Annotated in this window: 9 protein-coding genes; 8 read left to right on the forward strand and 1 reads right to left on the reverse strand. The window is 63.8% G+C overall.

The annotated features are described in order from the left end of the window. Both J1N02_RS27375 and J1N02_RS27380 read left to right on the forward strand, forming a co-directional pair. The coding region (locus J1N02_RS27375; protein ID WP_421148051.1) for an ATP-binding protein at window positions 1-801 on the forward strand (801 nt) is incomplete at its 5' end. A 53-nt stretch (window positions 802-854) separates the two neighbouring features. Then, window positions 855-1,457 (forward strand): vWA domain-containing protein, encoded by a 603-nt coding sequence (locus tag J1N02_RS27380; protein ID WP_027606471.1) that lies wholly within the window; start codon window positions 855-857, stop codon window positions 1,455-1,457. Between the two features lie 126 nt (window positions 1,458-1,583). Here J1N02_RS27380 and J1N02_RS27385 read toward each other — a convergent pair whose 3' ends face one another. Beyond that, window positions 1,584-2,531: a DUF1853 family protein gene (locus J1N02_RS27385; protein ID WP_098479704.1), complete on the reverse strand. Its 948-nt coding sequence runs from the start codon at window positions 2,529-2,531 to the stop codon at window positions 1,584-1,586. A gap of 147 nt (window positions 2,532-2,678) precedes the next feature. Here J1N02_RS27385 and J1N02_RS27390 point away from each other — a divergent pair, with 147 nt between their 5' ends. From J1N02_RS27390 to pepN, 6 genes are read left to right on the forward strand one after another with little or no spacing between them, the layout of a single operon-like run. Further along, complete coding sequence (locus J1N02_RS27390; RefSeq protein ID WP_003190745.1) at window positions 2,679-3,569, forward strand: NAD(+) kinase; 891 nt, start codon at window positions 2,679-2,681, stop codon at window positions 3,567-3,569. Further along, entirely contained in the window at window positions 3,566-4,540 is a 975-nt protein-coding gene (locus tag J1N02_RS27395; RefSeq protein ID WP_168166846.1) for a metallophosphoesterase, read from the forward strand. The genes J1N02_RS27390 and J1N02_RS27395 overlap by 4 nt, the downstream gene beginning before the upstream one ends. After that, complete coding sequence (locus tag J1N02_RS27400) at window positions 4,537-5,406, forward strand: rhomboid family intramembrane serine protease (protein ID WP_141157530.1); 870 nt, start codon at window positions 4,537-4,539, stop codon at window positions 5,404-5,406. Before J1N02_RS27395 ends, J1N02_RS27400 begins: the two co-directional genes overlap by 4 nt. A 14-nt stretch (window positions 5,407-5,420) precedes the next feature. Continuing rightward, window positions 5,421-5,681, forward strand: a complete 261-nt coding sequence (locus J1N02_RS27405) for a YeaC family protein (RefSeq protein WP_027606465.1) — start codon at window positions 5,421-5,423, stop codon at window positions 5,679-5,681. Further along, window positions 5,678-6,508: a DUF2797 domain-containing protein gene (locus tag J1N02_RS27410; protein ID WP_421148052.1), complete on the forward strand. Its 831-nt coding sequence runs from the start codon at window positions 5,678-5,680 to the stop codon at window positions 6,506-6,508. The genes J1N02_RS27405 and J1N02_RS27410 overlap by 4 nt, the downstream gene beginning before the upstream one ends. A 13-nt stretch (window positions 6,509-6,521) precedes the next feature. Continuing rightward, entirely contained in the window at window positions 6,522-9,179 is a 2,658-nt protein-coding gene (gene pepN / locus J1N02_RS27415) for an aminopeptidase N (protein WP_421148053.1), read from the forward strand. Window positions 9,180-9,440: the final 261 nt, after the last annotated feature.

The following is a 9,440-nucleotide window of genomic DNA, read 5'->3' on the forward strand; positions in this document are numbered from 1 at the left end:
GCCACCGAAGAGCGCCTGGTGGGTACCCTGGACCTGGATGCCGCGATGGGGGAAGGCCGTGCGCAGTTTTCCCCTGGGGTGCTGGCCAAGGCCGACGGCGGCGTGCTGTATGTCGACGAGGTCAACCTGTTGCCCGATCACCTGGTGGACCTGTTACTCGACGTCGCCGCCAGCGGCACCAACCTGATCGAACGCGACGGCATTTCCCATCGCCACCCGGCGCGCTTTGTGCTGATCGGCACCATGAACCCGGAGGAGGGCGAGTTGCGCCCGCAGCTGCTGGACCGCTTCGGTTTCAACGTGGCGCTGAGCGGGCAGACGCTGCCGGCCGAACGCGGGCAGATTATCCGGCGGCGCCTGGATTTCGACAGCGACCCCGCCGCGTTCTGCACCCAGTGGGCCGGGCAACAGGCGGCGCTGCGCCAGCGCTGTACCCAGGCGCGGGCGCGGCTGGACAGTATCGAGCTGGATGATCAGGCCCTGGCGCAGATCACCGAGCGTTGCTTTGCTGCCGGTGTCGACGGCTTGCGCGCCGACCTGGTCTGGCTGCGCGGCGCCCGGGCCCACGCGGCGTGGCGGGGCGCGGATACCATTGCCGAAGAAGACATCGAAGCAGTGGCGGAATTTGCCTTGCGCCACCGTCGCCAGGTGCAATCCCCACCGGCCAGCCCACCCAATCAAGGGCAGGCGCCGACACCCTCGGACACCTCGCCCGGCCAAGGCCAATGGGGCGATATGCCCGCACCGGCACTGCCCACTGGCGCTCGCCGAGACGTGCCTGCCTGGCCAAAAAAGCCCTAGGCATTCGCCCCCGACCTGGCGCGGGGGCGGATGCCCGGCCCAAGGCGGGGCGACTGGACAACGGCAGGCAGGGCAAGGCACGCGGCGCACAGCAGGGTTCGATCAACTGGCCGGGCACCTTGCTCGGCGGCCGGCCGCACTCCCGTGGAGACCTGCGCTACCACCTGCGCAGCCGCTCGGCCCATGAGTTGTGGCTGGTGATCGTGGATGCGTCGGCGTCCACGCGGCGGCATCGTGCATTAACCGACGCCAAGGGCTTGCTCGCCCAGCTGTTTGACGACGCCTACCGGCAACGGGCACGCATGGCGTTGTTGACTGCCAGCGGCCAGGCACCGAAGTGGCAGGTACAGGGTTTGAAAGCAGCGAAAGGCCTGGCGGGCTGGCTGGATCAGTTGGGCGCGGGCGGTGGTACGCCGTTGCTGGCGGCGCTGACCGAGGCCGCGCATTGGCTGGTGGCGCGGCGCAAGCGTTATCCGGCCGAGCAGCAGCGTGTACTGGTGATCACGGATGGGCGCCTCAAGGACATCGGTGGGTTGCCGTTATTGGCGTCTGCGGGGTTGCTGGTGGATATCGAGCGCGGGCCGATCAGGCTGGGGCGCGCCCAGGAGCTGGCGGTGGGGTTGCAGTTGGATTATCGGCATATCGATGAGGTGTAGTGGCGGTACCACAGCCATCGGGGGCAAGCCCCCTCCCACATTTGATCGAGTACACCCATTTGGAATGCAGTCAGTGTGGGAGGGGGCTTGCCCCCGATGAGGCCCTCACATACACCACACACTCTATCAGCCAGCCCCCGGCACATTCGGCCAAAGATCCGCCACCAGGAACAAGCGCTCGGCTTCCTCCCAATCCTCGCCGTTCTGCACCATGCGCACCAGCAACTGCGCAGGCGCCATCGGATCAAGGTCTGCCAGCCAGGCCTGCATCTGTGCTTCACTCCACACTTCATCCGCCGGGTAGTGCGCCGGCGCCAGCCACGCGTGCCGGGGCAATGGTTGCCAGCGACCTGGCGCACTGGCGCTGACAAAATCCCGCCAGTCCCGCTGATGCAACCAGCGCCCGCGCAGATGCTGCGGGTGTGCGCCGTGGGGCGGTTCGGCCAGCCCAGGCCAGGGATAGAGCAAATACCCGCCGAGCCACAGGTGCGCATCAAACTGCTGAATATCCAGGGCCGCCAACACCTCGCGGCTTTCTGCCCGCGCCGAGATCGGCAGTTGATGCTGGGCCAGGTGCGCCAGCTTGCGGTCCAGTCGGTCATGGCAGCCTGGGCCCAGCCACTGCGCGGTGTCCTGGCCGTTGCCGTCCTGCGGGCCCAGGTAGAGTTTGATCGCCAGTTCCAGGTGGTGCACGCCATCACGGTCGCGCAGCAGCATGTCCAGCTCGCCCAGGGTGTGCCCGGCGCGGCGGATCGGCAGGTTGGCGGCGAGCAGTTCTACCCCCGGTGCATGCTGCACGGCGAACTGCCACAGGCGTTCGTAGTACAGGCCCAGGCGCCGGGTGCGTGACAGGCTCAACCAGTGCTGCAAGGCACGGCTGTCCCGGTCGAGTGCACGTAGCCAGTGTTCAAGGAGGTCGGGCGCCTGCACCCAGTCGCTGCCCGCCAGCGGGTGGCGCTGTGGCCACGGTGTCTGCGCGAGCATCGGCGGGGCAAGCATCACCCACGCCAGGTCGCGCACCTCGGGGTGGCGCAGCTGGCGGGGCAGGTTGTGCAAATCCGGGAACACAGTCATGGTCCGAGCATAGCCTTTTAACCGTTGCGCAGGGGGCTGAGAACCGTTGTCATCAAGGCTTCACGGCGACAAAGGATTTTGCCTGAGCCGGCCTTTCGCCCATAATCGTTTCTTTTTTGCCCCACCCCCCAATCCCGCAGGAGCCCCATGGAGCACTTTCGCAATATCGGCATTATCGGTCGCCTGGGCAGTACCCAGGTGTTGGACACCGTCCGCCGGCTGAAAAAATTCCTGCTGGAACGCCACCTGCATGTGATCCTCGAAGACACCATCGCTGAAATCCTTCCCGGCCACGGCCTGCAAACCTCCTCGCGCAAGATGCTCGGCGAAGTCTGCGACATGGTCATCGTGGTCGGCGGCGACGGCAGCCTGCTCGGCGCGGCCCGGGCCCTGGCGCGGCATAACGTGCCGGTGCTGGGGATCAACCGTGGCAGCCTGGGGTTTCTCACCGATATCCGCCCCGATGAGCTGGAAGTCGAAGTGGCCAAGGTGCTCGACGGCCATTACCTGGTGGAAAACCGCTTCCTGCTGCAGGCCGAAGTGCGCCGCCACGGCGAAGCCATCGGCCAGGGCGATGCGCTCAATGACGTGGTGCTGCACCCCGGCAAGTCCACGCGGATGATCGAATTCGAGCTGTATATCGACGGCCAGTTCGTGTGCAGCCAGAAGGCCGACGGCCTGATCGTCGCCACCCCGACCGGCTCCACCGCCTATGCGCTGTCGGCCGGTGGCCCGATCATGCACCCCAAGCTCGATGCCATTGTGATCGTGCCGATGTACCCCCATATGTTGTCCAGCCGACCGATTGTGGTCGATGGCAACAGTGAGCTGAAAATCGTGGTGTCCAAAGACATGCAGATCTACCCGCAAGTCTCCTGCGACGGGCAGAACCATTTCACCTGCGCCCCCGGTGACACCATCACCGTGAGCAAGAAGGCGCAGAAGTTGCGCTTGATCCACCCGCTGGATCACAACTACTACGAAGTGTGCCGCACCAAGTTGGGCTGGGGCAGCCGCTTGGGGGGTGGAGGCGACTGATGCTCGATCCCGCGCGTAGCTACGACCTGATTGGTGACGTGCACGGTTGCGCTCATACCCTTGAGCACTTGCTCGACCAGATGGGTTACCACAAGCAGGGCGGCACCTGGCGCCATCCTTCGCGCATGGCGGTGTTCCTCGGCGATATCATCGACCGTGGCCCACGCATTCGCGAGGCGCTGCATATCGTCCACGACATGGCCGAGGCCGGCCAGGCGCTGTGCATCATGGGCAACCACGAGTTCAATGCACTGGGTTGGGCCACACCGGCGCCGCCGGGCAGTGGCAGGCAGTTCGTGCGTGAGCACACCCCACGGCATGAGCGGCTGATCCACGAGACCCTGACCCAGTTCGAGCAGCACCCGGCCGACTGGCACGACTTCCTCGCCTGGTTCTACGACATGCCGCTGTTTGTCGATGCCGGGCGCTTCCGCGTGGTGCATGCGTGCTGGGATGACGGCTTTATCCAACCGCTGCGCGCGACGTTCCCGGATGGCTGCATCGACCAGCACTTCCTGCAGGCCGCCGCCGTGCCCGGCAGTTTTGCCTGCAACGCCTTCGACCGCCTGTTGCGCGGCACCGATATGCGCCTGCCGGATGGCCTGACGCTGACCGGTGGCGATGGCCTGACGCGCTCGTTCTTCCGCACCAAGTTCTGGGAAGACGACCCTAAGACCTACGGCGACATCGTGTTCCAGCCCGACGCACTGCCGGAGCCGGTGGCGCGCACGCCATTGTCGCCCCATGAAAAAAACTCCCTGCTGCGCTACGGCGCCGACGAACCCTTGCTGTTCGTCGGCCATTACTGGCGCAGCGGCAAACCGGCGCCGATCCGCCCGAACCTGGCGTGCCTGGACTACAGCGCAGTGCTGTACGGCAAGTTGGTGGCGTATCGGCTGGACCAGGAAACCCGCCTGGATCCGCGTAAATTCGTATGGGTCGACGTTGAGCGACCCGAGGTGATTGTATGAGTGCCGTGCCCGTATTGCGCTTGCCGTTGAGCGTCGACCTGGGCGGTTTCGTGAAACTGCTGCAACGCATGCAAGTGCCTCATCGCGTCAGCGAGGAAGCCGGCGAGCAGGTGTTGTGGGTGCCCGAGCCCCTCAGTGACGACGTGCGCGTGCTGTACCAGCGCTTTCCGGCCGGTGATCCGGACCGGCAACTGGATATTCCCGAACAGGCACCGGTCACGCGTCCCGGCTTTGCCCAGCAAGTGCGCCATAGCCCGGTCACGGCGCTGGTGCTGCTGGCGAGCATCATCGTCGGCGCCGTGACCTTGCTCGGGGAAAACCTGCAGGCCATGAGCTGGCTGACCTTCCTGCCGTTCCGGGTGATGGGCGAGTACATCCAGTTCACGCCGTTCGCCGACATGTTGGCTTCCGGCCAATGGTGGCGGCTGTTCACGCCGATGCTGATCCACTTCGGCATCCTGCACCTGGCCATGAACGGCATGTGGTACTGGGAGTTGGGCCGGCGTATCGAAGTGCGCCAGGGCAGCATCAACCTGCTGGGCCTGACCCTGTTGTTCAGCCTGGTCTCCAACTACGCGCAATATGCCTACGGTGGCCCCGGCCTGTTCGGTGGCCTGTCCGGCGTGCTGTATGGCCTGCTCGGGCATTGCTGGATCTTTCAACTGCTCTCGCCCAACCCGGCCTATCGCTTGCCCCGTGGGGTGCTGGTGATGATGCTGGTGTGGCTGGTGTTGTGCCTGTCGGGGCTGGTGTCGATGATCGGCTTCGGCGAAATCGCCAACGCTGCCCATGTCGGCGGCCTGGTTATCGGTTGCCTTACCGGTTTGCTCGGCGGTTTGTATAACCGTCGCAAATCCTCTCTTTGATAAGGAAGAGCCTTATGTCCTCTTTTGCTGAAATGATCGAAAACATCACCCCGGACATCTACGCGAGCCTCAAGCTCGCCGTGGAAATCGGCAAGTGGTCCGATGGCCGCAAGCTCAGTGCCGAGCAGCGCGAGCTGTCCCTGCAGGCCATGATCGCCTGGGAGATCCAGAACCTGCCGGAAGACCAGCGCACCGGCTACATGGGCCCGCAGGAATGCCAGTCGAAGTCGACCACCGTGCCGAACATCCTGTTCAAGTCGGATGCGATCCATTGATTGAAATTGGTCGCGGTGCAGTCAGCAAAATGTCGGCGCAACTCGGTGAGCCGACCGTTCAATACGCGTTTCGCCTGGGCGATACCGAGGTGCCGGTCAACCCCCTGATCGGCACCCATGTACGCCTGGAATACCTCGGCGCCATCCATTGCAGCCATTGCGGCCGCAAGACCAAGACCAGCTTCAGCCAGGGCTATTGCTACCCGTGCATGACCAAGCTGGCCCAGTGTGACCTGTGCATCATGAGCCCCGAGCGTTGCCATTACGACGCCGGCACCTGCCGCGATCCGGGCTGGGGCGAGACATTCTGCATGACCGACCACGTGGTGTACCTGGCCAATTCGTCGGGCATCAAGGTCGGCATCACCCGTGCCACCCAATTGCCGACGCGTTGGCTGGACCAGGGCGCCAGCCAGGCGATGCCGATCATGCGCGTGGCGACGCGCCAGCAATCCGGGTTTGTCGAGGATGTATTGCGCAGCCAGGTGGCGGACAAGACCAACTGGCGTGCGTTGCTCAAGGGCGACGCGGTGGCGGTGGACCTCAAGCAGGTGCGCGACGAGTTGTTCGCCTCCTGCGCCGATGGCCTGCTGCAATTGCAGGAACGCTTCGGCCTGCAGGCCATCCAACCGGTAACCGACCTCGAACCGTTGGAAATCCGCTACCCGGTGGAGCAGTATCCAGCCAAGATCGTCAGCTTCAACCTGGACAAGAACCCGATTGCCGAAGGCACGCTGCTGGGGATCAAGGGCCAATACCTGATCTTCGACACCGGCGTTATCAATATTCGTAAGTACACGGCCTACCAGCTCGCCGTGCATCAGTAGAAGGATGCCACCCATGCGCACCGAACAACCGAAGATGATTTACCTGAAGGACTATCAGGCGCCGGACTACCTGATCGAAGAGACGCACCTGACCTTCGAGTTGTTCGAGGACCACAGCCTGGTCCACGCGCAGCTGGTAATGCGCCGTAACCCCGAGCGTGGCGCCGGCCTGCCGCCGCTGGTACTCGACGGCCAGCAACTGGAGTTGCTGACCGTCAACCTCGGCGACCAGGAACTGAGCGAGGCTGACTACCAGCTGACGGACAGCCACCTGACCCTGCATCCGACCCGCGAGACCTTCACGGTCGACACCAGCGTGCGCATCCACCCGGAAACCAACACCGCCCTGGAAGGCCTGTACAAATCCGGCAGCATGTTCTGCACCCAGTGCGAGGCCGAGGGCTTCCGCAAGATTACCTATTACCTCGACCGCCCGGACGTGATGAGCACCTTTACCACCACGGTGATCGCCGAGCAACACCGCTACCCGGTGCTGCTCTCCAACGGCAACCCGATTGCCAGCGGCCCCGGCGAAGACGGCCGCCACTGGGCGACCTGGGAAGACCCGTTCAAGAAACCCGCCTACCTGTTCGCGCTGGTGGCCGGTGACCTGTGGTGTGTCGAAGACAGCTTTACCACCATGACCCAGCGTGAAGTGGCACTGCGCATCTACGTCGAGCCGGAAAATATCGACAAGTGCCAGCACGCCATGACCAGCCTGAAAAAATCCATGCGCTGGGACGAAGAAACCTACGGCCGCGAGTATGACCTCGACATCTTCATGATCGTGGCGGTCAACGATTTCAACATGGGCGCCATGGAGAACAAGGGCCTCAATATCTTCAACTCCAGCGCCGTGCTGGCCCGCGCCGAAACCGCCACCGACGCCGCGCACCAGCGGGTCGAGGCGATCGTCGCCCACGAATACTTCCACAACTGGTCGGGCAACCGTGTGACCTGCCGCGACTGGTTCCAGCTGTCGCTGAAGGAAGGTTTTACCGTGTTCCGTGATTCGGGCTTCTCCGCCGACATGAACTCCGCCACGGTCAAGCGCATCCAGGACGTGGCCTACCTGCGTACCCACCAGTTCGCCGAAGACGCCGGCCCCATGGCCCATGCGGTACGCCCCGACAGCTTTATCGAGATCTCCAACTTCTACACCCTGACCGTGTACGAAAAAGGCTCGGAAGTGGTCGGTATGATCCATACCTTGCTCGGCGCCGAAGGCTTCCGTAAAGGCAGCGACCTGTACTTCGAACGCCATGACGGCCAGGCCGTGACCTGCGACGATTTCATCAAGGCCATGGAAGACGCCAACGGTGCCGACCTCAGCCAGTTCAAGCGCTGGTACAGCCAGGCCGGCACGCCACGCCTGGCGGTGAGCGAGTCCTACGACGCTGCGGCCAAGACCTACAGCCTGACCTTCCGCCAGAGCTGCCCGCAGACCCCGGACAAGGTCGAGAAACTGCCGTTCGTGATCCCGGTCGAGCTGGGCCTGCTGGACGGGCAGGGCGCGGGCATGGCCTTGCGCCTGGCCGGTGAAGCCACGGCCGGCGCCACGTCCCGCGTAATCTCGGTGACCGAAGCCGAGCAAACCTTCACCTTCGTCGACATCGCCGAACAGCCGTTGCCGTCGCTGCTGCGTGGCTTCTCGGCGCCGGTGAAACTGAGCTTCCCGTACAACCGCGACCAACTGATGTTCCTGATGCAGCACGACAGCGACGGCTTCAACCGCTGGGATGCGGGCCAGCAGCTGTCGGTGCAGGTGTTGCAGGAACTGATCGGCCAGCATCAGCAGGGCCAGGCGTTGCAGATGGACCAGCGCCTGATCACGGCCTTGCGCAGTGTGTTGAGCGACGAAAGCCTGGACCAGGCCATGGTTGCGGAAATGCTGTCGTTGCCGGGCGAAGCCTACCTGACGGAAATCAGCGACGTCGCGGACGTGGATGCCATCCACGCCGCGCGTGAGTTTGCGCGCAGGCAACTGGCTGACAACCTGCATGAACCGCTGTGGTTGCGTTACCAGGCCAACCGCGAGTTGTCCAAGCAGACGCCTTACGTGGCGGCGGCCGAGCACTTCGCCCGGCGGGCCTTGCAGAACATCGCGCTGTCGTACCTGATGCTCAGCGGCAAGCCCGAAGTGCTGGCGGCGACCCTTGAGCAGTTCGACACCAGCGACAACATGACCGAGCGCCTGACCGCGCTGGCGGTGCTGGTGAACTCGCCGTTCGAAGCGGAGAAGGCCCAGGCGCTGGCGGTATTTGCCGAGAACTTCAAGGACAACCCGTTGGTCATGGACCAGTGGTTCAGCGTGCAGGCCGGCAGCCCGTTGCCGGGCGGGCTGGCGCGGGTCAAGGCGTTGATGGAGCACCCGGCGTTCACGCTCAAGAACCCGAACAAGGTGCGTGCACTGATCGGCGCGTTTGCCGGGCAGAACCTGATCAACTTCCACGCCGCCGACGGTTCGGGCTACCGCTTCCTGGCGGACCTGGTGATCCAGTTGAATGCGTTCAACCCGCAGATCGCTTCGCGCCAGTTGGCGCCGCTGACCCGCTGGCGTAAATACGACGGCGCGCGCCAGGCGTTGATGAAGGCGGAGCTGGAGCGCATTCGTGGGTCGGGTGAGTTGTCCAGCGATGTGTTCGAGGTGGTCAGCAAGAGTCTTGCTTAAAGCGCCGGCCAGGTAAGCGATAGAACGTGCAACGGGTAACTTGTGGCGAGGGAGCTTGCTCCCGTTGGACTGCGTAGCAGTCCCCTCTTTTGGGGGCGCTTCGCGACCCGGACGGGAGCAAGCTCTTATCAAGCTTAAAATAACTCACTGATTTTAAAGGGATAAAATTTCACACTGAAGTCTTGAGTCCTGCATAAATAATTTCAGGCGAGCGCATTTTTGTGGTGAGCGGGCTTGTCGAATCGTCGCACCGCCCGCGTT

This window comes from Pseudomonas sp. NFX5, from assembly GCF_049132125.1.
Taxonomy (GTDB): Bacteria; Pseudomonadota; Gammaproteobacteria; order Pseudomonadales; family Pseudomonadaceae; genus Aquipseudomonas; species Aquipseudomonas marginalis.

Excerpts from the sequence above, each read along its gene's own strand:
- J1N02_RS27385 (WP_098479704.1), bottom strand. The coding sequence starts at position 2,531 with ATGACTGTGTTCCCGGATTTGCACAACCTGCCCCGCCAGCTGCGCCAC.
- J1N02_RS27390 (WP_003190745.1), top strand. The coding sequence starts at position 2,679 with ATGGAGCACTTTCGCAATATCGGCATTATCGGTCGCCTGGGCAGTACC.
- J1N02_RS27400 (WP_141157530.1), top strand. The coding sequence starts at position 4,537 with ATGAGTGCCGTGCCCGTATTGCGCTTGCCGTTGAGCGTCGACCTGGGC.
- J1N02_RS27405 (WP_027606465.1), top strand. The coding sequence starts at position 5,421 with ATGTCCTCTTTTGCTGAAATGATCGAAAACATCACCCCGGACATCTAC.
- pepN (WP_421148053.1), top strand. The coding sequence starts at position 6,522 with ATGCGCACCGAACAACCGAAGATGATTTACCTGAAGGACTATCAGGCG.